Annotated in this window: 22 protein-coding genes and 1 tRNA gene; 10 read left to right on the top strand and 13 right to left on the bottom strand. The window is 65.8% G+C overall.

What is annotated here, in order from left to right; all coding sequences use genetic code 11:
- Positions 1-73: 73 nt before the first annotated feature.
- On the top strand, positions 74-2,821 hold the full coding sequence (locus tag AC4GYS_RS08775) for a hybrid sensor histidine kinase/response regulator (protein WP_491108704.1): 2,748 nt from the start codon (positions 74-76) through the stop codon (positions 2,819-2,821).
- Positions 2,822-2,844: 23 nt separating this feature from the next.
- On the opposite strand, the gene AC4GYS_RS08780 is transcribed toward AC4GYS_RS08775, so the two are convergent.
- The 6 genes from AC4GYS_RS08780 to AC4GYS_RS08805 form a co-directional block, all read right to left on the bottom strand.
- A tRNA-Lys gene (locus AC4GYS_RS08780) sits at positions 2,845-2,920 on the bottom strand.
- An 88-nt stretch (positions 2,921-3,008) separates the two neighbouring features.
- Complete coding sequence (gene rodA / locus AC4GYS_RS08785; RefSeq protein ID WP_491108705.1) at positions 3,009-4,121, bottom strand: rod shape-determining protein RodA; 1,113 nt, start codon at positions 4,119-4,121, stop codon at positions 3,009-3,011.
- Positions 4,118-6,043 (bottom strand): penicillin-binding protein 2, encoded by a 1,926-nt coding sequence (gene mrdA, locus AC4GYS_RS08790; protein ID WP_491108706.1) that lies wholly within the window; start codon positions 6,041-6,043, stop codon positions 4,118-4,120. The genes rodA and mrdA overlap by 4 nt, the downstream gene beginning before the upstream one ends.
- A complete protein-coding gene (gene mreD, locus AC4GYS_RS08795; RefSeq protein WP_491108707.1) occupies positions 6,040-6,561 on the bottom strand; it encodes a rod shape-determining protein MreD in 522 nt (173 codons plus the stop codon). The genes mrdA and mreD overlap by 4 nt, the downstream gene beginning before the upstream one ends.
- Positions 6,561-7,439 carry a rod shape-determining protein MreC gene (locus AC4GYS_RS08800; RefSeq protein ID WP_491108709.1) on the bottom strand — a complete coding sequence of 293 codons (879 nt, stop codon included), beginning with the start codon at positions 7,437-7,439 and terminating at the stop codon, positions 6,561-6,563. Before AC4GYS_RS08800 ends, mreD begins: the two co-directional genes overlap by 1 nt.
- Before the next feature lie 12 nt (positions 7,440-7,451).
- The gene (locus AC4GYS_RS08805; RefSeq protein ID WP_491108710.1) at positions 7,452-8,495 is read right to left on the bottom strand and encodes a rod shape-determining protein; all 1,044 of its coding nucleotides are present in this window, start codon (positions 8,493-8,495) and stop codon (positions 7,452-7,454) included.
- A 110-nt stretch (positions 8,496-8,605) separates the two neighbouring features.
- Here AC4GYS_RS08805 and mutL point away from each other — a divergent pair, with 110 nt between their 5' ends.
- From mutL to AC4GYS_RS08825, 4 genes are all read left to right on the top strand, one after another.
- Positions 8,606-10,369 (top strand): DNA mismatch repair endonuclease MutL, encoded by a 1,764-nt coding sequence (gene mutL, locus AC4GYS_RS08810; RefSeq protein ID WP_491108711.1) that lies wholly within the window; start codon positions 8,606-8,608, stop codon positions 10,367-10,369.
- Positions 10,370-10,436: 67 nt separating this feature from the next.
- On the top strand, positions 10,437-10,835 hold the full coding sequence (locus AC4GYS_RS08815) for a BLUF domain-containing protein (protein WP_491108712.1): 399 nt from the start codon (positions 10,437-10,439) through the stop codon (positions 10,833-10,835).
- A gap of 194 nt (positions 10,836-11,029) precedes the next feature.
- The gene (locus AC4GYS_RS08820) at positions 11,030-11,605 is read left to right on the top strand and encodes a porin family protein (protein WP_491108713.1); all 576 of its coding nucleotides are present in this window, start codon (positions 11,030-11,032) and stop codon (positions 11,603-11,605) included.
- A gap of 121 nt (positions 11,606-11,726) precedes the next feature.
- Positions 11,727-11,897, top strand: coding sequence for a hypothetical protein (locus AC4GYS_RS08825; protein WP_491108714.1), 171 nt, complete (start codon positions 11,727-11,729; stop codon positions 11,895-11,897).
- Here the strand turns inward: AC4GYS_RS08825 and ilvC are convergent.
- Both ilvC and miaA read right to left on the bottom strand, forming a co-directional pair.
- On the bottom strand, positions 11,894-12,859 hold the full coding sequence (gene ilvC / locus AC4GYS_RS08830) for a ketol-acid reductoisomerase (protein ID WP_491108715.1): 966 nt from the start codon (positions 12,857-12,859) through the stop codon (positions 11,894-11,896). The two genes, AC4GYS_RS08825 and ilvC, sit on opposite strands and share 4 nt — an antisense overlap.
- A 9-nt stretch (positions 12,860-12,868) precedes the next feature.
- Positions 12,869-13,801: a tRNA (adenosine(37)-N6)-dimethylallyltransferase MiaA gene (gene miaA / locus AC4GYS_RS08835; RefSeq protein ID WP_491108716.1), complete on the bottom strand. Its 933-nt coding sequence runs from the start codon at positions 13,799-13,801 to the stop codon at positions 12,869-12,871.
- Here miaA and serB point away from each other — a divergent pair.
- Positions 13,794-14,681, top strand: coding sequence for a phosphoserine phosphatase SerB (gene serB / locus AC4GYS_RS08840; protein ID WP_491108717.1), 888 nt, complete (start codon positions 13,794-13,796; stop codon positions 14,679-14,681). The genes miaA and serB overlap by 8 nt on opposite strands.
- Here serB and AC4GYS_RS08845 read toward each other — a convergent pair.
- A complete protein-coding gene (locus AC4GYS_RS08845) occupies positions 14,678-15,526 on the bottom strand; it encodes an SPOR domain-containing protein (protein ID WP_491109390.1) in 849 nt (282 codons plus the stop codon). The two genes, serB and AC4GYS_RS08845, sit on opposite strands and share 4 nt — an antisense overlap.
- 134 nt (positions 15,527-15,660) lie before the next feature.
- Between AC4GYS_RS08845 and AC4GYS_RS08850 the strand changes: the two genes are divergently transcribed.
- Genes AC4GYS_RS08850 through AC4GYS_RS08860 form a run of 3 tightly spaced genes read left to right on the top strand, consistent with a single transcriptional unit; the run spans position 15,661 to position 18,575 of the window.
- Positions 15,661-16,386: an AAA family ATPase gene (locus tag AC4GYS_RS08850; RefSeq protein ID WP_491108718.1), complete on the top strand. Its 726-nt coding sequence runs from the start codon at positions 15,661-15,663 to the stop codon at positions 16,384-16,386.
- Positions 16,387-16,408: 22 nt separating this feature from the next.
- Entirely contained in the window at positions 16,409-17,263 is an 855-nt protein-coding gene (locus tag AC4GYS_RS08855; protein WP_491108719.1) for a hypothetical protein, read from the top strand.
- A 4-nt stretch (positions 17,264-17,267) separates the two neighbouring features.
- Positions 17,268-18,575, top strand: a complete 1,308-nt coding sequence (locus AC4GYS_RS08860; RefSeq protein ID WP_491108720.1) for an SPOR domain-containing protein — start codon at positions 17,268-17,270, stop codon at positions 18,573-18,575.
- Here AC4GYS_RS08860 and AC4GYS_RS08865 read toward each other — a convergent pair.
- The 4 genes from AC4GYS_RS08865 to AC4GYS_RS08880 are packed head-to-tail and all read right to left on the bottom strand — an operon-like array spanning position 18,572 to position 21,653.
- The gene (locus AC4GYS_RS08865) at positions 18,572-19,447 is read right to left on the bottom strand and encodes an aspartate carbamoyltransferase catalytic subunit (protein ID WP_491108721.1); all 876 of its coding nucleotides are present in this window, start codon (positions 19,445-19,447) and stop codon (positions 18,572-18,574) included. The two genes, AC4GYS_RS08860 and AC4GYS_RS08865, sit on opposite strands and share 4 nt — an antisense overlap.
- Positions 19,448-19,458: 11 nt before the next feature.
- Entirely contained in the window at positions 19,459-19,932 is a 474-nt protein-coding gene (gene ruvX, locus AC4GYS_RS08870) for a Holliday junction resolvase RuvX (protein WP_491109391.1), read from the bottom strand.
- Positions 19,929-21,038, bottom strand: a complete 1,110-nt coding sequence (locus AC4GYS_RS08875; RefSeq protein WP_491108722.1) for a DUF3089 domain-containing protein — start codon at positions 21,036-21,038, stop codon at positions 19,929-19,931. The genes ruvX and AC4GYS_RS08875 overlap by 4 nt, the downstream gene beginning before the upstream one ends.
- Before the next feature lie 48 nt (positions 21,039-21,086).
- Positions 21,087-21,653: a DUF4334 domain-containing protein gene (locus AC4GYS_RS08880; protein ID WP_491108723.1), complete on the bottom strand. Its 567-nt coding sequence runs from the start codon at positions 21,651-21,653 to the stop codon at positions 21,087-21,089.
- Between the two features lie 111 nt (positions 21,654-21,764).
- Here AC4GYS_RS08880 and AC4GYS_RS08885 point away from each other — a divergent pair, with 111 nt between their 5' ends.
- The gene (locus tag AC4GYS_RS08885; protein WP_491108724.1) at positions 21,765-22,334 is read left to right on the top strand and encodes a hypothetical protein; all 570 of its coding nucleotides are present in this window, start codon (positions 21,765-21,767) and stop codon (positions 22,332-22,334) included.
- Positions 22,335-22,450: the final 116 nt, after the last annotated feature.

A 22,450-nucleotide genomic window follows, 5' to 3' on the forward strand; every position in this document is an offset into this window, starting at 1 on the left:
TTGCCCTCTTGGCGGGCACAGAGCCCTCCGCCATAGCTTTCAACCGTTTTGGCCATGAGCGAGTTTGTTGGCGATGAATGTGGTTGGCGGTTCATTGCTCGACGAGGGACGGTCTGATGTCTGGCGAACGCTCGCCGACGACATTCCCCAGCTGGCTTGGCTCGCGGACGGCGACGGGGCCATATTCTGGTACAATCGGCGGTGGTACGATTACACCGGGACCGATCTTGACCAGATGAAGGGCTGGGGCTGGAAGGCCGTGCATCATCCCGATCATGTCGATCGGGTCGCGGCACGCTTCGCCGCAGCGATCGAGTCGGGCGAACCATGGGAAGACACCTTCCCACTGCGGAGCGCCAGCGGCGAGTACCGGCAATTCCTCAGTCGGGCCAATCCGATCCGCAATGCCGACGGCCAGGTCACGCACTGGCTAGGTACGAACACGGATGTCACCGACCAACTGATCGCCGAGCGCGCCGTTCGCGACAGCGAGGACCTGATCCGCCGTAGCGAGGAGCGGTATCGAGCACTGTTCGAGTCGATGGAGCAGGGGTTTTGCGTAATCCAGGTCACGCTGGAGAACGGCAAACCCACGGATTACCGCTTCGTCGAACTTAACCCTGCTTTTACCGAGCAGTCCGGCCTCGCTCCAGATGTCCTGCACCGCTCCGTGCGTGAAGCCGTTCCGGGGCTCGAGGACGCTTGGTTCGACCGCTACGCTCATGTCGCGAGAACGGGCGAAGCGGTTCGCTTCACGCAACAGGCAGTACCGTTGGGGCGATGGTTCGAAGTCCACGCCTTTCGTATCGGCGACCCTGCCGATCGCAATGTTGCGATTCTATTCACCGACATCACCGATCAGGTCGGCAAGGAGGAGACCCTTCGGCAAAGCGAAAGGGACTTCCGGACCCGGCTCAACGCCATTCCGCAAATGGTCTGGTCCACCCTCCCCGATGGCCAGCACGATTTCTACAACGACCGCTGGTACGAATTCACTGGCGTGCCCGAAGGCTCGACGGACGGCGATGGATGGAACGGCGTATTCCATCCGGACGACCAGGCGCGCGCGCGGACACGTTGGCAGGAAAGCCTCTCCACCGGTACACCGTATGAGATCGAATATCGGCTGCGACATCGCAGCGGGCAGTATCGCTGGGTGCTTGGGCGAGCCCTGCCGGTTCGCAGTGCTGCCGGCGAAGTCGTCCGCTGGATGGGTACCTGCACGGACATAGACGATCGAATGAACGCCGAATCCGCGCTGCGGGCGAGCGAAGCCCGACTGCGCGCCTTGATCGAAGCGATGCCGGTCGGGCTGGTGTTTGCCGATGCGACCGGCCAGGTCACTGGTGGCAACGAGGTCGTGCGCGAAATCCTTGGTCACGACGTCATCCACAGCGACGGGGTCACGGATTATGCCAACGATTACGTCGCATTCCACGCCGACGGTCGGCAGGTCCAAGGACATGAATATCCGCTCGCCCGGGCGTTGTTCGACTCTGAGCAGCGGCCGGAGCTTGAGGCTGAGGTGGTGCGCGGGGACGGCACGAGGCGGTGGGTCCGTTATGTCGCATCGTCCATCCGCGATGCCGATGGAGCGCTGATCGGCGGCGTCGTCGCCAGTCTCGACATCGATCGCGAAAAGCGTCTCGCCGGATCGCTTGAGCGGGAAGTCGAGCGCGTGGTTGCGGAGCGCGAGGCCGCGCAGGAAGCCTTGCGCCAGAGCCAGAAACTGGAAGCCATGGGTCAGCTGACCGGTGGGGTGGCGCACGACTTCAACAATCTTCTGACGCCGATCATCGGAAGCCTGGACTTGCTCCAGCGCAAGGAAATCGGCGACGACCGCACCAGACGGCTGGTGGACGGCGCATTGCAGTCTGCCGAACGAGCCAAAACGCTGGTCCAGCGGCTCCTGGCCTTTGCGAGAAGGCAGCCGCTTCAGGCGACGGCGGTCGACGTGGGCAGCGTGGTCACGGAGATGAGCGAGCTGGTGGCCAGCACCTCTGGTCCGCGTATCCGGGTCGAGATCGACGTCGACCCTGGCCTGCCGCCGGCACACGCCGACAGCAACCAGCTCGAAATGGCACTGTTAAATCTCAGCGTGAATGCCCGCGACGCAATGCCCGATGGCGGCACGCTGACGATCCGGGTCGAAAGCCGAGAAGGCAATCTGCCGGGCGGCAAAGCTTTGTCGCAGCGCCACATCGCATTGTCCGTCAGCGACACGGGCACAGGCATGGATGAAGAAACTCGCGCCCGGGCGATCGAGCCGTTCTTCTCGACCAAAGGGGTCGGCAAGGGCACTGGTCTGGGCCTTTCGATGGTGCACGGTCTTGCCGCCCAACTTGGTGGCGCGCTGCACATCGACAGCGCTCCCGGTAAGGGCACCCGGATCGACCTCCTGCTTCCTGTCAGTGAAGGCAAGGCCACGGACCGCACAACGGCGACGCGTTCCCACGGAGGTCAGGGCAATGGCACGGCGCTCTTGGTCGATGACGAAGCGCTCGTCCGCTCGTCGACGGCATCGATGCTGGCGGACATGGGCTATCGGGTCGTCGAAGCAGAAGATGCGGAGGAAGCTTTGCGTCTCGTAGGCGACGGATTGCGCCCCGATCTACTCGTCACCGACCAATTGATGCCCGGCCTTTCCGGCACGGACCTCGCCGTTAAGCTTCGCCGCAGCCTGCCGTTGCTGCCGGTGCTCGTCGTCTCGGGCTACGCAGAAGCGGGCAGCCTGACGCCCGGCTTTCCGCACCTGTCGAAGCCGTTCCGCCACGCGGACCTCGCTGCCGGCGTCGCGGCCCTCCGCGGCACGGTTCAATGAAACTGACGAATGCGTGAAAAGAATGGTGGACGCACTAGGGCTCGAACCTAGGACCCGCTGATTAAGAGTCAGCTGCTCTACCAACTGAGCTATGCGTCCATGCCGGGGAGGCAAGTGCGCGAGCCGCTCGGGGAGCGGGTGGCGCGGGCGAGCATCTAGCGGGGCCGGGCAACCTTTGCAACCGCCCTTAGGACAGGGTCGAACGCGTCCGCTGCTGCCGCTCGAAACTCATCAACAGGCCCAGACAAATCATGGTCGTGAGCACCGCCGAGCCACCATAGCTGATCAGCGGCAGCGGGATGCCCACCACCGGCGCCAGCCCCATGACCATCAGCAGATTGATCGCAAAATAGGAGAAGAGCACCGCGGTCAGGCCCGCGCAGGACAATTGCCCGAAGCGGGTGGGCGCATTCGCTGCAACCCGCATTCCCCACCGCAGCACCAGCAGATAGGCGAGGATGACCAGAGTGCCGCCGAGCATTCCCCATTCTTCGGCCAAGGTCGCAAAAGCGAAGTCGGTGTGGCCCTCGGGCAGATACTGAAGATGGCTTTGGCTGCCCTGCAGAAAGCCCTTGCCCGACAGCCCGCCCGATCCGATCGCGATCTTGCTCTGAGTAATATGATAGCCTGAGCCGAGCGGGTCGTTGGCCGGATCGAGGAACGTGTCGATCCGCTTGCGCTGATAGCCGTGCAGGAAGTGATAGATGACGGGGATGGCAGCGGCCAGCAACCCGCCGGGGACCAGAAACCAGCGCAGCTGGACGCCGGCCAGGAACATCACGGTCACCCCGGCGAATGTCACCATCAGCCCGGTGCCGAGGTCCGGTTGCAGAATAACCAATCCAGCCGGGATCGCGATCAGCAGCGCGGCCGGCCACACGGCGCGGAACCTGCGAATATCGCCTGCGGGGAGCAGTTCGTAAAAGCGCGCCAGCATCAGCCCGATCGCCGGCTTCATGAACTCGGATGGCTGGAGGCGGATGAAGCCGAGATCCAGCCAGCGCTGCGCCCCCTTGCCGACGAAGCCCAGCAGGTCGACCAGCACCAGCATGACGACGATGGCGATATAGGCCGGCACCGTCAGTTGCTTGATCGTAGCCTCGCGGACGCCCGAAATTGCCACCGCCAGCGCCAGAAAGACGACGAACGCCATTCCTTGCCGCATGGCCCATGGCTGCAGCGACCCACCTGCGGCCGAATAAAGGTTCACCAATCCGAACAGCCCGATCCCGCCGATCAGGAAAATCAGCCGCCAAGGCAGTCGGGCGAGGGGCTGGGGTATGATGGCTGAAGAGATCATGTCGTGCCTTGCGCGGCTGCGGCCGCATTTTCGATGGCGTTGGCCCGGCGCGCCATGCGCTCGGCCAGTGTTCCGCCCCAGCCCGCCTCCAGCTCCGCTAGGCGCTTCATCGCCGCCTGCCGATCGAACAGGTAGGTCAGGACGTCCTTGGCGACGGGAGCTGCAGCCCTGGCCCCGCCCAGGCCATGCTCGATCACCACCGATCCCGCATAGCGAGGCTTGTCGAACGGCGCGAAGAACACGAACAGCCCGTGGTCGCGATATTGCCAGTCGCCGCCCTGACCGCGGCTGGCGCTGGCCGATAACCGGCGAACCTGCGCGGTCCCGGTCTTGCCGGCCATTTCGATGCCCGGAATGTTGAGCTTGGACGCGCCGGCCGTCCCGTCGCCGTTGACCACCTCCCACATGCCGCCGCGCGTAGTTTCCAGATGTTTCGCCGGTATGTTCAGCATCGGCGCGGGCTCCTTGTGAACTCCGAGGAGGGCGGGGCGGTCCATCCGGCCGCTGGCGATACGCGCGGTCGACACTGCGAGTTGCAGCGGGTTCACGATCACGAACCCCTGGCCGATCACGGCGTTGAGCGTATCGGATCGGGTCCAGTCGGGTCGCTCGACCAGCCGGCGGTTCCTTTCAAATCGGCGCCGCTTCCATTCACTGTCTGGAATGGTGCCGTAATTCTGGCTGACCAGCGGCAGATCGTATTTCTCACCCAATCCCAGCAGGCGAGCCATCGGCGCGATCTTGTCGTAGCCGATGCGATTGGCCATCGCATAGAAGTAGGTGTTGCAGCTTTTGGCGATCGCCCGGTGCATGTCGACCGAACCGTGGCGGCCCAGGCACCGGAAGAAGCGATTGCCGAGCTGATAGCCCCCACCACAGAACACCCGCTCCTTGGGATCCACGCCGTGCGCTTGCAGCGCCAGGCTCGCCATCGGCTTCAGGGTCGACCCCGGCGGATAGAGAGCATTGACGGTTTTGTTGAGCAGCGGCTTGCGCGGGTCTTCGGACAGTACCTTCCATTCCGTCCGGCCGATCCCATCGGAGAAGCTGTTCGGATCATATGACGGCATGGACGCCATGCAGAGAATATCGCCGGTCTGGCAGTCAAGGATCGTGCAGCTGCCCGATTCCTCGCCTAACCGGCGCGCGGCATATTCCTGCAGGCCGGCATCGATCGACAACTGGACCGTTCCGCCAGACCGGTCGGGCTTCGGCGTCAGTTCCTGGACCAGCTTGCCGCGAGCAGTAACCTCCACGCGTTGACCGCCTGGTTCGCCCCGCAGCCGCTGCTCGAGCACTTCCTCGAGCCCTTCCTTGCCGATCTTGAACCCCGGCGTGACGAGCAGGGGATTTTTTTCCTTCTCATATTCGGCTGCGCTCGCCGCGCCGACATAACCGATCAATTGCCCAACGGCCGCGCCGGCCGGGTAGAAGCGGGTGAAACCACGCGCCGGCTCGACACCCGGCAATTCGGGCAGTCGAACCGTGACTGCGGCATAGCGCTCGTACGGGACATTCTCGGCCACCTGCACCGGCTTGAAGCCTCGCGAATCCTTGATGTCGCGGCGGATACGGTCGACCTGGTCGGGACCGAGCTGGAGCAGCTGGGTCAGCGTCGCCAGCTCCTCCTCCATGTTCTCCATTCGCTCCGGAATCAGGTCGACCCGGAAGTCCGACCGATTGATGGCGATCGGCTTGCCGAAGCGATCCACGATCCACCCGCGGCGCGGCGGTACGATGATCAGCTGAACGCGATTGTCCTCGGACAGCAGATTATATTTTTCGTTCTCCTTGACCGCCAGCCAGCCAAGACGCCCGATCAGCGCCGCGCCGACCGCCACCTGCGCCCCGCCTACGACCAGCATTCGGCGGGAAAAGGTCAACGACTGGTGGACGCTGGTGAAACGCTGCGGCTTGTTCATCGGCCCAGCCTCCAGCGATCAATCGTGGAGGCGGCCCATGCGGCCAGCGGGAAGGTGAAGATCGCAATGACCAGCGGCGGCCAGATCACGGCAAAGGGCAACGGCGCACCCATCAAGGCGTCGACCCGCCAGCGGATCACGTCATTCAGGAACAGGAGCGTCGCGGCCAGCGCCCATTCGACCCAATAGTCCCGCCACATCGTGCGTCGGTCGAGCAGGTCCAGCGCCAGCACCGCGCCGCTCCAGATCACCACGGACAGGCCGATCGGCGATCCGGTGATGAGGTCGTTGACCAGGCCGAGAGGGGCGGCCCACCAGCTCGGAATGGCATCGCCCCGCAGCAGCCGCCACGCAAGAAGCAGCAGAAGCCCGAAATCCGGGCCCCATCCGACGCTGGCAACGATCGGCAGCAGCGAAAGCGCGGAGGCGGCCACGACCGAAGCCGCGGGGGTAAAGCGGGCCAGCCGCTTCGGGCCCTTGGTCAAGGCCGGACCTCGGCCGAGCGCGGAACGCACCATCAGCGTTCGTCCGCCTCATCCGGGGCGGCGAGCGCCGTTTCCTCATAGGGATGCTCCACCAGTGCGAAGCTGACGTTGGCAGGATCGGCCAGGGGAAGCGCAATGGCGCCGTCGTCGTCCAGCCGCACGACCCGCGCCACCGGCACTCCGGGGGAATACAACCCGCCGGTGCCGGACGTAACCACGATGTCGCCCCGGCGGAACGGGTTGCGGCCAACCTCCAGCGGGCGAAGATCGATCGTTCCATCGCCGCGGCCGGTGGAAATCACGGCCTGCCCGCCGCGCAAGATGCGGGCGGGAACGATGTTGGCCCGGTCCGAGATCAACAACACCCTGCTGGCGGTCGCGCCCGCGTCCACCACCCGTCCGACCAGGCCATCGGCCGCCCGGACCGGCATGCCGACCTGGACGCCGTCCCCGCGACCCGCGGAGATGACTGCAAAGCGCCGCTGGCTCTCGAACGAAGAGCCGACGATCCGTCCGGTGGCGACGGCGGTCGGCGTTCGTTCCCGCAGCTGCAGGGCCGCCTTCAACTGGCGGTTTTCGTTCAGGATGGCCCGGGCCTGGACGATCTGGCGCTGCAAGCGCGCCCGTTCTTCCTTCAGTTGGGAGTTCTGGCGGGCCGCATCCCAGTAATTGCCGGCCCCGCTGAACAATCCCCCGACGGTGGTCGTGGCCTCCCTGAGCGCGCCGGTGATCGGCGCGGTGGTGTCGAGCGCGGCCCCGCGCACTCCCGCATAGGCCTGCGGAGCGAGCAGTGACAGGCCAAGCAGGAACAGACCAATCAGCAGCCCGGCGATCGTCGCCAGGAAACCGAAGAACAGGCCATATTGCGCCCGTCGCGACCAGCCCGGGCGCGCACCGGTTGGCGGCGCCACCTCAGCCCTCTCTTACGCGGTCTGGAGGACGCCGCGGAACTGCTCTTCCTCCAGCGCACGGCCGGTGCCAAGCGCCACGCAGGTCAGCGGATCCTCGGCCACGGTCACCGGGAGACCGGTTTCATCGCGCAGCACCTCGTCCAGCCCCTGCAGCAGCGCGCCTCCGCCGGTCAGGACGATCCCCTGGTCGCAGATATCGGCGGCCAGTTCCGGAGCGGTGTTCTCTAGTGCGATGCGGACCCCCTCGACGATGGTGCCGACCGGCTCGGACAGCGCTTCGGCGATCTGGCCCTGGTTGATCGAGATTTCCTTGGGAACGCCGTTGACCAGGTCGCGGCCCTTGATGTGGACCGTCTTGCCGATGCCGTCGACCGGCGGCTTGGCGATGCCGACTTCCTGCTTGATCCGCTCGGCCGTAGCCTCGCCGATCAGCAAATTGTGGTTACGGCGGACGTAGGACGAGATCGCCTCGTCCATCTTGTCGCCGCCGACCCGCACGGAGGTCGTATAGGCCAGGCCGCGAAGCGACAGCACCGCGACTTCCGTCGTGCCGCCGCCGATATCGACAACCATTGATCCGATCGGCTCGGTCACCGGCATGTCGGCCCCGATCGCCGCGGCCATCGGCTCCTCGATTAGATACACCTGGCTCGCGCCGGCGTTGGACGCCGCGTCGCGAATCGCGCGGCGTTCGACCGAGGTCGAGCCCGACGGAACGCAGATCACGATTTCCGGGAAGCGCCATGCGCGCATCTTCCCGCCGTGCACCTTATGAATGAAGTGCTTGATCATCTGCTCGGCGACGTCGATGTCGGCGATCACACCGTCCCGCAGGGGGCGGATGGCCTCGATCTGGTCGGGCGTCTTGCCCATCATCAGCTTGGCGTCGTCGCCGACGGCCTTGACCTTCTTCACGCCGTTGATCGTCTCGATCGCGACCACCGACGGCTCATTCAGCACAATGCCCCGGCCCCGCACATAGACGAGCGTATTCGCCGTCCCGAGATCGATCGCCATGTCGTGCGACATCCACTTGAACCACCGCGTCCAGAACATGCCCGCCCTTGCTTTCAGATAATGGTTACCGCCAAGCGGCAAATCGCTGTTGAATCAGAGGGAAAATCAGCGCTTCGCTGCTGCGCTTCGATTGGGCTAGACCACCCCGCGTGTCAATAAGAAGGCTTCCATCTCACCTCGTTGATCGAATCGCCGCCGGCGAGGTGGTCGAGCGTCCGGCCAGCGCGCTCAAGGAGCTTGTTGAAAACGCGCTGGATGCCGGTGCGCGCACGGTTGGTGTGCGGCTGATGGCGGGCGGGCTTGACCTCGTCGAGGTGACCGACGACGGCCACGGCATGGCGCCGGACCAGATGGCGCTGGCGCTGGAACGGCACGCCACGTCGAAACTGCCGGACGAACGGATCGAGGACGTCACGAGTTTCGGCTTCCGTGGCGAGGCTTTGCCCTCTATCGCGAGTGTCGCCCGCTTCGTCCTGGAAAGCCGTCCTGCGGGTGCCGACGGCTGGCGGATCGAGGTCGATCATGGCGTCCGCATGGGGGACGGGCCAGCCGCTTTGCCCCCCGGTACCCGGGTCCGCGTCGAGGGACTATTCGACAAGGTGCCCGCCCGCCGCAAGTTCCTTCGATCCCCAAGGGCGGAATATGCCGCATGCCTGGACGCTGTTCGGCGGCTGGCCATGGCGTCCCCTCAGGTGCAATTCAGCCTGGAGCACGATGGGCGCCGGGTCCTGTCCGTGCAGCCGTCTCCATTGCCGGCGCGGGTGGCGGCGCTGCTTGACCCGGAACTGGAACGAAGCGGACTGCCGGTCGACCTGCAGCGGCACGGGCTGCAGCTCGGCGGCGTCATCAGCCTGCCGACCTTCAACCGGGGGGCGGCGGATCACCAGTATCTGTTCGTGAACGGGCGCCCGGTAAAGGACCGGCTCCTGGTCGGCTCGTTGCGCGCAGCCTATCATGACCTGTTGGCCCGCGACCGCCACCCGATCGTGGCGCTCTTTCTCCACGTCGCGTCCGACGACATCGACGTGAACGTGCACCCCGCCAAAACCGAAGTCCGCTTCCGAGATCCGCAGGCGGTGCGTGGATTGATCGTCGGGGGGCTGCGGCAGGCGCTCGACGAAGCGGGTCATCGCAGCGCCGCGAGGATGCAGGCCGCGGCTCCAGCGCAGTGGCAGGCCGAGCCGATCGGTGGCAGACTCGATGGTCCTGTGTTTCCTCTGCCGGCTTGGCCAGCGCAATCTCCCGCTGAGGGTGGACTCCTTCAGGAAAATCGCGCGCTGTTCGATCATGCGCCGGCGGCCCGCGCCGAGGTCGCGACCGGGTCTCCACCTTCCCATCCGCTCGGCGTTGCCCGGGGTCAGGTCGCCGCCACCTACATCGTTGCCGAAGCGCACGATGGGCTCGTCCTCGTCGATCAGCATGCTGCGCACGAGCGGCTGGTGCTGGAGCGCATTAAAGCCGGCGCCGCCACCGGGGGGGTGGGGAGGCAGGTGCTTTTGCTGCCTGAGGTCGTTGAACTCGATGAACCGGATTGCGACCGGCTGGACGAAGCGGCCGCGGAGCTTGGATCCTTTGGACTCGAACTGGAACGGTTCGGACCCTCGGCAATGATCGTTCGCGCAACGCCGGCGGTGCTCGGCCGGTTCGACGTCGCGGCCCTGTTGCGCGACCTTGCGGCCGAGATTGCGGAACTGGGCGGCGCGCATGCGCTGAAGGAGCGTCTTGACCATGTTGCTGCAACCTTCGCCTGCCACCACAGCGTCCGCGCCGGCCGAATCTTATCGGTTGCAGAGATGAACGCCCTCCTGCGCGAGATGGAGGTCACGGCGCATTCCGGCCAATGCAATCATGGCCGCCCCACCTGGGTGAAGCTGGCCCACGGCGACATCGAGAAGCTGTTCGGCCGGCGATAGGGCGGCAACTATCCGTTAACTCCCCTACGATAACAGTCCGCCGGCAATCGCGAGGTTGGAGTTGCTTGTGGAACAGATCATCTACATTAGTACGTCGCGGGCGGAGTTCCCCGATCCCGGCATGGTTCGCCAGATCCTGGAAGTGTCGCGCCGGAATAATGCGCGCGACCGGTTGAGCGGACTGTTGCTGGTCGGCGGTCGCCGCTTCCTGCAGGTCCTGGAAGGGCCGCAGGCTGCGCTGCAAACCACCTACGAACGCATCCGCGCCGACGACCGCCATTTCGCGCTGGTCGAACTGGCGCGGCGGCACATCGATCGGCCGAGCTTCCCGGCGTGGGCCATGGGCTATGAGGAAGAGCCGCAGGCGCTTCTGCCGCAAGTCGAGCGTCTAACCTCCGCAATCGACGACCCGTCGCTGAAGGCGCAATTGATCAGCTTCGCCCAAATTCACAGCAGAGCTGCCTAATGTGCGCCATAATTCCGACCTGTTGATGAACAGATCGACAGAAAAGGCAGTCCTTCAAACAGTTCGCCGCATTTAGGGCGTCGAACCGCAACCTTTCAGTCCAACGACACTTTAACTCATGCTTCCGGTATCTAATTGATGCCGGACACGAGAACGGGGGTTCTCGTTATTAGTGAGTTATCAGGAGTGTTGTTGTGAAGAAGATTATTGCTTTTACTGCCGTGTCTGCCGCCGCCCTGGCCGCGACGCCTGCCGCTGCGCAGGCCGTTGCCGGCGCCCCCGCGGGCGGCCGCGTCGAAGTCGTTGCCGGTTACGATAAGGTCAAGGTGGACCTGAACGATCTCGGCGTGAACGACAGCATCAAGGACAGCGGCGTGGTGTACGGCATCGGGGCCGGCTACGATGTACCCCTGAACAACACGGTGTCCCTGGGTGCGGATGTCGAAGCCACCAAGTCGACCGCGAAGGAAGATCTTGGGTTCGGTACCGAGCTGAAGGCAGGCCGTGATCTTTACGCCGGTGGCCGCGTAAGCTTTGCAGTGTCCCCCAACGCGAACCTCTACGCCAAGGCAGGTTACACCAACCTGCGCCTCAAGGGCGAAGTGGCCGGCGTCAACGATTCGACCAATCTTGACGGCTACCGGCTTGGCGCCGGCGCTCAGTTCGGGCTAACGGGCAACGCCTACCTTGGCGGCGAGTATCGCTATTCGGACTATGAGAACGATGTCAGCCGCCACCAGCTGGTCGCGACCCTAGGCACTCGCTTCTAAGCAGCCGCGTTCGAGATCGATTTAATGAAGGGCGCTCCGGCCTTGGCCGGGGCGCCTTTTTTTATTTTTGGCTTCGAGCGTGGTAAGGCTCGGTCCGACGCAACGCCAAAGGGAGGCGGCCATGCAAGAGGAAAGCCGCATCTATTTCGCTCGCCGAGCGGCCGAGGAGCAGGAGCGCGCCGAAAGCGCCGCCGACCCTCAGGCTGCCGAGGCGCACCGCAAGCTGCAGCGAGCATTCATTGAGCGCGCCAGTGTGGGCGACCGTTATCCGCAGAAAGAAGTCGTCGGCTAGCTGTCTGGCTGCAATCGCAGGCGGGCGAGTTCGACCGCCGACTTTCGCGCCCGCTGCCGCGCGGCACGCAGCTGCGGATAATCGCCATCCGCTTCCTCGGCGAGTGCCTCGGCGAACCGGCCCGCGCTGATCTCTGCAAGCACCGTCTTCATTTCGGCCCGCGAACGCTCGTCGACGATGCGGGGTCCGCCAAGCAGTGCACCAAGCTCCGCGGTATTGCTGATCGCTTCGGCCGTGCCCGCGAGACCGCGCTGCTCAACCAGCTGCGCGAGCAGCTTCAACTCGGATACGCATTCCAGATAGGCCACTTCCGGCTGAATTCCCGCCGCGACCAGCGTATCGAATCCCGCCTCCAGGGTGGCCGGGACCGCGCCCCATACCACCGCGTGCTCGTTGAAGAGGTCCGCGACGCACTCCTCCTCGAAGGTCGAGCGGATCACTCCGGCGCGCCCGCAACCCAGCGCCTGCGCATAGGCGAGCGCAAGCGGCCAACCCCGCCCCGAGGCGTCCTGTGCGACGGCGGCAAGCGCGACCATGCCCTGGCCTTCCGTATAGAGCGAGCGAAGCGCCGTCCCTGGACCCTTCGGCGCGACCATGATGACGTCCAGGTCGGGCCGGGGAGCAATCAGCCCGAAATGAATGGCAAGGCCATGACTGAATCCGATCGTTGCTCCCTTTCGGAGTGACTGGGCAACGGCATCGTACAGCGCGGCGAGATGCTCGTCGGGGGCGAGCAGCATGATGAGGTCCGCACCGGCCGCGGCAACATCGGGGGTCGCAACCTTGAGCCCTTCCGCCCGCGCTTCCTCGGCACGCGGCGAGCCGGATCGAAGCCCGACCCGCACTTCGACGCCGCTGTCGCGCAGGTTAAGCGCCTGCGCCCGCCCCTGATTGCCAAAGCCGAGAATCGCGACGGTCTTGCCGTGCAGCGGCTGAGGATCGATGACCTCGTCCCTAATCATCCTGCCCCGCTACCCCGCGAGGCCGAGCAGTGCCAGCGCCCGGTCCATCGTCGCTTCGTTTTCGAGAGGTTCGGTGAAACGATGCCAGTCAGCAGGAGGCTGGTGCGAGAACCAGGTATATTGCCGCTTGGCATAGTTCCGCGTGGACTGCGCGCCCGCGATCCGGGCGCCCTCCCGGTCGGTCTCGCCGCGGATGAAGCTGGCAATCTCTCGTACCCCAATCGCCCGCATCGCCGGCAGGTCGGGGTCGAGGCCACGACCGAGCAATGCCCGCACTTCCGGGATCGCGCCGTCGGCCAGCATGGCGGCGAAGCGCCGGTCGCATCGCTCGTAAAGCCACGCGCGCGGCGGCAGAAGAATCAGGGCTCGAAGCTCGACCGTGGCGCCGATCCCGCCAGCCCGCTCCTGCTGCCACTCGCGAAGAGTTCGACCCGTGGACAATGCAACCTCAAGGGCGCGAGCGACCCGGGTCGTGTCCGAAGGGTGAAGCCGGGCCGCGGCTTCAGGATCGACCTCATGCAGCTGCCGATGATTTTGATCGACCCCATTGTCCCTGACGCGGCCCCGCACGTCCGGGTCGATCGGCGGGACCGGAGCAATGCCGTCCAACAGGGTGCGAAGATAAAGTCCGGTGCCGCCGACGAGCATCGGCAGGCGTCCCTCGTCATGGACCCGGGCAACCTCTTGCCGCGCGGCTGCGGCCCAATCGGCCGCGGAACAGGCGACCCCCGCGTCCCAGCCGCCGAACAGCCGGTGCGGCACCTTGGTCATCTCCTCTTCCGAGGGCCGCGCGCTGACGATGCACAGGTCGGAATACACTTGGGCACTATCCGCGTTGATGATTGTGCCGTTCGCCCTTTCCGCCAGGCGAATGGCGAGCGCCGACTTGCCCGACGCGGTAGGACCGGCAATGACGGCAACAGGAGGACGCGACTTGCTCATTGCGACGTTGATAGCAGCCGGAAAGCTCGACCGGGACACCATTCACCAGGCGGCATCGCTATTGGAGGATGCGCGGTTCAAGGCGCATGAATGGAGCTGGATCGACGAGGGCGACGCCGCCGATATCGAGATCCAGGCCGACGCCGGCCAAGGTCCGACGGTTCGCCGCCTGCTGGAAGGAAAGATCGGTGCCGTCGATGTCGTTGTGCAACCCGCGGCCGACCGGGAAAAGCGGTTGCTGGTCGCCGACATGGATTCGACCATGATCGGGCAGGAGTGCATCGACGAACTCGCCGATTATGCCGGCATGAAGGAAGAGATCGCCGCCGTGACGGAGGCCGCGATGCGGGGCGAAATCGATTTTGCCGAAGCGCTCCATCAGCGCGTCGCCACGCTGAATGGCCTTGGCGTCGGTTGCATCGACCGCTGCCGCGAAGACCGCATTCGCCCGAACCCCGGCGCCCGGACGCTGGTTCAGACCATGCGCGCGCGTGGGGCCGGGACGCTGCTGGTCACCGGCGGTTTTCACGACTTCGCCGATCCGATGGCGGCGGAGTTGGGGTTTGCGGAGGTGCGGGCGAATTATCTCGATAGCATGCACGGTCACCTGACAGGGCGGGTGACCGGCGCGATCGTCGACGCCGCGGCCAAGTGCCAGGCCCTGCTCGAACTGCGGGCGGAGCTTGGGCTGCCAGAAGCCGCAGTGGTGGCGGTCGGCGACGGAGCCAATGACGCCCCGATGATCGAGGCCGCCGGGCTGGGCGTCGCGTTCAGGGGGAAGCCGAAACTGCGCGACGTGGCCGACGCACAGATCGATCATAATGACCTCACTGCCCTGCTGTGGGCGCAGGGCATCCCGAAGCGGGAGTGGGCAGCCTAGCCTTTGACCGGGATGCAGGGCTGGGCGCGGCCGAGGGATCGGCAGGCAGCCTGCGCCTCCGCCCGACTGGCATAGGGCCCGACCATCAGGCCGGTCATTGTTCCCAGCCGGGGGTAGGAGGCCTGCTTGCCAGGCAGGCGAGGGGACACTCTCGCAAACAATTTTTGCGCCGCTCCGGTCACTCGAAAAGCGCCGAGCTGAAGGCGCCAGCCGCCGCCTGATGAGGGGGAAGCGGCAAAAGGCGGCGGGATGGCCGGCCGCTGAGCCACCGCCACGACGGAACGAGGTGTCGGCGCCGGGGGAGTCGCTCGAGCCCTGGCCGCTGCAGCCTTCCGCCGTCCCGGCTTCTTTCCGATCGAACCTTTTCCGGCCGCCGGTGACGCGTCCGCAAGCGTGGGTTCCGCCTTGTCCTTGCCTGGCTCGAGGACCCGGGCGGCGGCAGCCAGCTCGGCAGCCGTCATCACCAATTCCATCTCCGACCGCGTGCTTTCCGCTTCCGGCAGATACTTCGCCGCATAGGCGACCAGCGCATAACCAGAGACCCGGTTGGTTGGTGCGCCATCGCCGTTGAACATCGCGGTGCCCCACGACAACATTCCGCGTGGCTCACCCTGTTCGGCCGCAGCCTTGAGCCAGCGCAGGCCTTCCGCCCGCTTGCCGTCCTGGAACAGCATCAGGCCAAGGCGGGTCTGCGCTCCGGCATGCCCTTGCCGGGCTGCCTTTTCGTAAAGGTCACGGGCCCGGGCAGGTTGCCAGGTTCGAATCGACTGGGCTTCGCGAAACTGCTGCTCGCCCGCTGCCTGGACCGGCGCGATCGCTAGCATCAGTGCTGCAACAATCATCATGCTCACCCACAACCCCGTTGCTTATTCTTCTTCCTTCTTGCCGCCTTCGACAAGCCTCCTTCGATGTTAACCAGATTTTAGGTGAGCAGGCCGCATCCCCACTGCAACACAGCCAATTGGGCGAGGGGATACGCATGCGGGTTCTGGCTATGGCATCGCAGAAGGGGGGCTCGGGCAAGACCACGCTCTCGGGCCATCTGGCGGTGCAAGCGCAACTGGCGGGACAGGGGCCGGTCTGCCTTATCGACATCGATCCGCAGGGGTCGCTTGCCGACTGGTGGAACGAACGGGAAGCCGACATGCCGGCCTTTGCGCAGACCACCGTCGCTCGGCTCGCCTCGGATCTGGAGGTGCTGCGGCAGCAGGGTTTCCGCCTGGCGGTGATCGACACCCCGCCCGCGATTACCATGGCGATCCAGAGCGTCATTGCGGTGGCCGAACTGATCGTCATCCCGACCCGGCCGAGCCCGCACGATCTGCGCGCCGTCGGCGCGACCGTGGATTTGTGCGACCGTGCCGGCAAACCGCTGATCTTCGTGGTCAATGCCGCAACGCCCAAGGCCAAGATCACGTCCGAAGCCGCCGTCGCGCTGTCGCAGCATGGAACGGTGGCGCCGGTCACCGTGCATCACCGCACCGATTTCGCAGCATCGATGATCGACGGCCGAACCGTGATGGAGGTCGATCCCAACGGCCGCTCGGCCCGCGAAGTCGTCGAGCTGTGGGACTATATCAACGACCGGCTGGAAAAGAACTTCCGCCGGACCGTGTTCGCTGCCCCGGCCACCGCGCCGGGCATGGGTTCGGCCGCCGCGGCGCCGCGCCCGGTCGGTGGCTTCGGTCGCCGTGTGGCCGGCTGAGGAATCGGGAGGTATTTCCCCAGTGAAGAGCGAACCCAAGGCATTTGCGTCCCTTTCCTCCGGTCTGCTCGCCCGCAAGGGAACTGCGCGTCCGGCGATGCGGCCGCAAGGTTTCAACGGGGGCGGGGCCGGTAGTGGTCTCGATGACCTCGGCTGGAACGACATGGGGTATGATTCGCCCCGTCCGGCGCTGGTCCCGATCGAAGGCGACCAGCCGCACGTTTCGCGCAGCCCGCTCGCCGGCCTGACCCCGATCTCGCCCGTGCACGACCAGCAGGCGGAGATCGAACAGCGCTTCACCTCCTATGACGGGGACGCAGACAGCGAGGGCTACGAGGAGGAGGAGGCCGAGGAAGCTTCGTCCGTGACCTTCGCGTCGCTGACCACCGCCGCATCGCCCATCGCCGCGAGCGAGGAGGACGAGGCCCTCGAGCTATCGTCCGTGATCCCCGCGTTCGAAGACGAGCGGGACGAGGACGAGCGCGACGAGGACGACGTGGGCGAGGCCGTGCCTCCGGCCTTGTCTGTCGACGCCTATGCACCGCTGGTGCCGTTTGCCGCGGCGCCCCACGAGGTGGAGCCGAAGTTCGCGCCGGTCGCCGACGCTGCGCCTGCACCGGTATCGGTGGCGGAGCCTGTCGTCCGTACGGCCCGCAAGCCGAGCGTCCGTTCCGAGCCGATGACAAAGGGCAAGGCGGCTTTCACGCTGCGCCTGGATCCGTCGCGGCATCTCAAACTGCGCCTGGCGTGCGCGGTGACCGGAAAGTCTGCCCAGCAGCTGGTCACGCAAGCGCTGGACGACCTACTCGCCTCCATGCCCGAGCTGGAGGCCATGGCCGAGCGAGCCCCCGCCGAGCGCGTCAGTCGAAAAGGATAATGTCATGACCATGCTGCGAGCGACTTCAAGCGTCTCCGCCCTGGCGATCGCAGGCATGATTGCCGGCTGCGCAACTCCCGGCGTCCGGATGAGCCAGGCATCTTCGATCAACGCTTCGGAGATCGGCCTTGCCACCCGCGCCCACCTCACCCTCGCTTCAGGCGACGCGCTCGGGGCGATCCCGCTGGCCGAGCGAGCGGTGGAGAAGACTCCCGGCGACGTTACCGTCCGGACCATTCTTGCGAACGCCTATCTTGCCGCCGGTCGCTTTGCGTCGGCCGAGGCTGCCTACGGCGACGTGCTGACGCTGCAACCCGCCGATACCGGCATCGCCCTCAAGCTGGTGCTGGCCCAGATCGCTCAGGGCAAGAATGACGCGGCGCTGGCGCTGCTCGATCAGCTGCGCGGCTCGGCCGAAAGCGCTGACGTTGGTCTCGCCATGGCGCTTGCCGGCCAGCCGGGGAACGCCGTAGCGTTGCTCGACGAAGCTGCCCGGCGCCCCGGTGCGGACAGCCGCACCCGCCAGAACCTTGCGCTTGCCCATGCCCTTGCCGGCGATTGGGACATGGCGCGGGTGGTCGCCGGCCAGGATGTGCCGGCGGACCAACTCGACGCCCGCATCGCCGGCTGGATGGAGATGGCCAAGGTCGGCCAGCCCGCCACACAGATCGCCTCGCTTATCGGGGTGACCCCAGCGGCAAGCGATCCGGGCAAGCCGGTGCGTCTGGCGCTGAACGCTTCCGGCGCCCCGCAGATGGCGGCCATGCCGCCAGCCGAGGCCGCTCCCCGACAGGAGGTCGCGTACGTGGCTCCCGTCGAGCAGCCGGTGGCGCAGACCGTCATGAACGATCCGGCGTTCGCGGCGCCCGTCGCGGAGCCCTCCGTCAGCGCGACCGTGACGCTGCCGGCACCGCAGGCGCCACTCGCCGACGTCACCCAAACGCTCGAAGCGCTCCGTGCCGAGCCGGTGCGGGCCTCCGGCAAGTTGCCGAAGGTTTCGGAACTGCGCCGGTCCGCCGCCGCGCGCTTCGGGAAGAGCAAGGTCGTCGTCCAGCTTGGTGCCTACAATTCGCCCCAAGCGCTTCAAGCCGGCTGGGCCAAGATCGCCAAGCGTCACTCGGCGGTCGGCCGCTACACGCCGGCCACCGCTCGCTTCCACGCACCCATCGGCAACGTCTACCGCCTTTCGTTGAAGGGCTTTGCGTCCGATGGCGAAGCGCGGCGGATGTGCGGACAGCTGAAGGCGTCGGGCGCGGCCTGTTTCGTCCGCAACATGGCGGGCGACACGGCCATCAAGCTGGCGTCCCGCTAACCACTCATCAGCAGGTCGAGGACTGCGACGCGAACGGCAACCCCGTTCGCCACCTGGTGAAGAATCAGCGATCGGGGACCGTCGGCAATTTCGTCGGCGATCTCGACGCCGCGGTTCATCGGCCCCGGGTGAAGCACCACGGCGTTGGGCGCCGCCAGGGCGAGGCGGTCGGGCGTCAGGCCGTAGCGAGCCAGATACTCGCCCGGCGCGTCACCCAGGTCCTCGTCCAGCCGTTCCCGCTGAACCCTCAGCGTCATCACCGCGTCGGCGCCCGTTAGCGCGTCCTCGATCGTGCCGATGCTCTCGTCCTCGGGCAGCAGGGAAGGCGGGCCGCAGAGGCGCACGGTTGCTCCGAGCCTTGGCAGCAACCGGGCGTTGGAGCGCGCCACGCGGCTGTGCCGCACGTCACCGCAGATCGCGATGGTGAGGCCCTCCAGCGAACCGAAGTGCTGCCGCAATGTCAGTGCATCGAGCAGGGCCTGGGTCGGATGTTCATTGGTGCCGTCGCCCGCGTTCACCACCGGCGCATCGAATAATTCCGCGACCCGGGCGACCGCGCCCTCTTCGCGATGGCGCAGCACCAGGGCATCGGGCCGCATGGCATTGAGCGTGCGCGCCGTGTCCTCCAGCGTTTCCCCCTTTCTCACGCTGCTGTGCTCGACCGACAGCGACAGTGCCTGCGCCCCAAGCCGGGCTGCGGCGGTCGCGAAGCTCATCGCGGTGCGCGTGCTGTTCTCGTAGAACACGTTGAACACCACCCGGCCGGCATGGCGCCGGGCATCGGCCCGCGGGTCGCGAACATGTTTGTCGGCATGGTCGAGCAGCAGCCTGATCTGCTCGTCGGTGAGGGAGTCGACGGAAAGAAGGTCCACGCCTTCGGCTGCTAGCGGTCGGCCGGCAGGTTGACCAGAGCGTCGATGGCGCCTTGCAGGATGTGCGCGGCCGCCAGCTTGTCCACGGCATCGGCCCGTTTGGCGCGACTAACATCGGCAGAGATCATCGCCCGCTCCACCGCTTGGGTCGACCAGCGCTCGTCCCACAACAGGATCGGCAGATCGAGCGGCGCGCAGTTGCGGGCGAAGGCGCGGACCGACTGGGTGCGCGGGGAATCGCTGCCATCCATGTTGAGGGGCAGCCCGATCACCAGCCCGACAATCCCCTGCGCCCCGATGAAGCTGCGAAGGGCCGCCAGGTCCTGCGTGAATTTGGTCCGCCTGATCGTTTCCGCGGGGCCGGCGAAGCTCCAGCCGGCGTCACAGGTGGCAAGACCGATGGTCCTGGTGCCGACGTCGAGCCCGACCAGCTTCCCAGCGCCCTCCAGCGCTTGAACGAACTCGGCGGCGGAAGCGGTGATCAGCGCCGCCACGCCGCCACCCTGCGGTCCGCATCCGCCCGAATGTCGCCCCAGAAGAGCGCATAGTCGTACACGTGGTAGTTGTTACCCGGCAGCACGTAGGGACCCATGTTGGGCACGTCGCCGTCGATCAGCAGGAATCCGTTGGTGCAGCTGGCGGCAATCAGCCCCGGTTGAAGCGTCGCGCTGACGAGTTCGGCGGTCTCGGGCACCAACGTGCCGCGGCTTGCGCCCGCTGGGGAAGCACCGTTGCGTGTGCCGGTGACCGGGTTGACGCACAACATGTCTTCACGGCGGCGGGGCTGGCCGTTGAAGCCTTCCGACCCGTCATAGACGTCGGTGATGAGGTCGGTATTGGCCGGCTCGCCAAAGCTTTGCCAAGACAGGATGCAGTTCGCCTGGTCTTGTCGCTCGCAGGCGGGCAGCCCCATCAGCGGCACGTCGCTGGCGACGGATACCGGCCAACCGACGACATAGGCCGCGGCAACGCGGCGCGCGACCGGCGTGCCCGCTACCTTTTCGCGCAGCAATCGGGTCAGGTGGAGGGCACCCTGGCTGTGCCCCGCGAGGATGATTGGCTCTCCTTGTGGGATTGAAGCGAGAAAACGGTCGAATGCGCGCACGACATCCGAATAAGCGAGGTCAAGAGCGCCTCGGGCATTGGCGCTGTCGTCGAGAAAGGCGCCGAACGCCGCCTGCCTGTACTTTGGAGCCCAAATTTCTGCCAGGTGATTGAACGCACTCGCCTGGCTGCGGACGAACAGGGCAGCGCGATCCTGGCTTTCCGGATCGTCCAGCAGGGCATTCCAGCGATCCCGTTTCAAATAGGTGGTTGGATGGATGTAGAAGACATGCGCGGCGAGGGTCTCGAGCGATCTCGGTTCCTCTTCCGGAGTCCAATCGCTTGGATTGGCGACGCCCGGTTTAGCGAGCCACGTCGCATCAAGTGCGTAATCCGGTCCGCTTTGCGGAGGCGGCGCTTCGAACTCGCCTTGCGGAATGGTCTGGCTTTTCAGCACGTCGCTCCCGAATTGATAAATGGCGAACGCGCCGCCCACCGTCAGCAGGGTCAGCGCGAAGATTACGAGGAGGAAGCGACGGGCGCACATAGGCGGCGCGAGGTAGGGTAGGGGGCTGGCATCCGCAACCCGGCCGCGTCAGGGGCGGCAATGCTCCCGGCGGAGGACGAAGAAGAAGGGCTTGGCCTCCCCGCGAATGTCCATCGCACCCAACATAGTGTCCGAGTCGACCTTGCGGAACACGTCGTTGATCGGCAACGCATCGTAGATCATCGTCGCGCTGCTCACCCCCCGATAGTGCGTCATCCGCAGCCGCGCCTTCGGTCGGCGCGTCCGCAGGAGGACCGGGGCCGCAAAGCGGAATAGCCGCCCGCCCAAAGGAAGCCTTGCAAGTCGCGGAAAGCGCCGGAGCAGCTCCAGCGGCATTCGGGCCGGATCGCCCGCGAACAGCTTCCCACTTGCTGACCGGAACAGCAGCGGGTCAACGTCGTCGGGCGAGCGGAAGCTCTTCCCGTGCCAGCCGGACGGTCCCAGCAATCCATCGAAGGAATGTCCCGTCGCGATCTCCGCCCCGCGCCATGCACCGATCAATTCCTCGACTTGGACTGGCGGGAGGGAGTCGTAAAAGGCCAGAACCTCGACTGCGTCGGCAGCGGGCTCCAACTGCTTCAGCCTGTCCATCGGCGCGGGGGCGTCTGGGGTCATCAGCAAGCGTAGGCCCGATCGATCGACGCAACGCAAGCGTTCACGGCGCGTTCAACCGGTGAGTGAGACGTAAGCTGCGGGGGCGGCTGGTTTTTGTTCGGAGTAACCGCCATGTTCACACCCCGCTTGAGGCTCGCCGCAGTGGCGATCATCGGATCGATCGGCCTTGCCGGCTGCGCCACGTACAGCCCTTATGGTTATGGCGGCGTTTCGGTCGGCTACGGAAGCCCTTATTACGGTAGCGGCTACGGCTATGGCTCGCCCTATTACGGCTACGGGTCGCAATATTATGGGTACGGCTATCAGCCTTCCTATTACGGCTGGAACAACGGCTACTATTACCCCGGCACCGGCTATTATGTGTACGATCAGTATCGCCGGCCCCATCGTTGGACCGACGCGCAGCGCCGTTACTGGCAGACCCGCCGCGCACAGATCGGCAATCGTGAAATCCGCGAGAATTGGCAGGATTTCCGGCGCGATCGGCGGCAGGACCGCCGCGCCTATCGGGTCGAGCGGCGCGATGACCGCCGGGCCGTCCGCGACGGCACCGTCACGCGCGAACAATACCGCGCCGACCGTCGACAGGATCGCCGCGAGTATCGGGTCGAGCGCCGGCAGGATCGCCGGGAACTGCGCCGGGAAAACCGCCGCGATCGCCGTGACCGCGACGACCGGTGAGTGATTGAAGGGTCGCTCCGTTAAACGAGGAGCGGCCCTTCCATTCCATTCGCCTGGCGGTGCTTGCCGCTTCGCGGACCCGCCGCTAGTGCCGCTCCGGATCGGCCTCGACCCGG

The sequence above is a fragment of the Sphingomonas sp. SP1 genome (genome assembly GCF_058313395.1).